Source organism: Asticcacaulis sp. W401b, from assembly GCF_046503825.1.
Classification (GTDB): Bacteria; Pseudomonadota; Alphaproteobacteria; order Caulobacterales; family Caulobacteraceae; genus Asticcacaulis.
Map to the genome: position 1 here is coordinate 1 of NZ_JBKFEE010000058.1, position 958 is coordinate 958.

Genomic DNA, 958 nt, shown 5'->3' on the forward strand with positions numbered 1-958 from the left:
TGAGCAAGGCTGCAGGCGTCATGCCGTCGTAACGGCGGTGGCTGGAAGGCATGTGCTCGGCCAGGGTGGTGTGCTTACCATCACCCGATCCGCGCACGTGACACGCAATACGTTCGCCATGAAGGAAGATCTCGATTGTCCGGCGGGTAGCGCGCAGTTCAACGTCGCAGCGGGCATAGCGGTAGGGGATCGAGTAAAAGTGCCGGTCGAATTCGACGTGATAATCGATGCCGGCCTTACGCCGCTTCCATTCCGCCAGGACGAATGGCTCTACGGGCAAGGGCCGTAGCTTCGGTCGATCTATTTCCTCAAACATCTGACGCCGCGTCTTGCGGTATATCCGAAGGATCCGTTCGTCATTTAAAGCCTGAAGCATGCTGGCGATGGCCGCATTGACTTCGGCCAGGCTGTAGAAACGCTGGCGTCGCAGCTTCCCCAGAAGCCAGCGCTCGACAATACGAACCAGGGCTTCAACTTTAGCCTTATCACGCGGACGGCGAGGCCGTGCGGGCAAGAGCGACGTGCCGTAGTGGGCCGCCAGCTCCGCATAGGTCTTGTTGATATCGGGATCGTAAAAGCAGGCCCGAATTACCGCGACCTTTGGGTTGTCCGGCACTATCAGGGCCGGCGCGCCGCCAAAGTAAGCCAGGGCCTGAACATGTCCCTCAATCCAGTCCGGAAGCGTCTCCGTCCAGGTGGCAAGCGCGAAGCTCAGGCTTGAGCCTCCAAGGACGGCAACGAAGAGATGAGCCTCCTGAACCTTTCCGGCGCGGCGGTCAACGATCACCGGCACCGTGTCTCCAGCATAGTCGACGAACATCTTATCGCCGCCCAGATGCGTCTGACGCATCGTCACCGGAACACGACTTTCCCAGTCGCGGTAAAGCTCGCAGAAGCGGCTGTAGCGATAACCGTCGGGATCGCCCGCTATGTATTCATCCCACACGATTTGCAGCGT

1 protein-coding gene is annotated in these 958 nt (G+C 59.6%); it reads right to left on the reverse strand.

The genetic code is table 11. The annotated features are described in order from the left end of the window. Positions 1-958, reverse strand: a 958-nt coding sequence (gene istA, locus ACK8OE_RS20855) for an IS21 family transposase (protein WP_410274229.1), incomplete at both ends; no start/stop codon positions are given.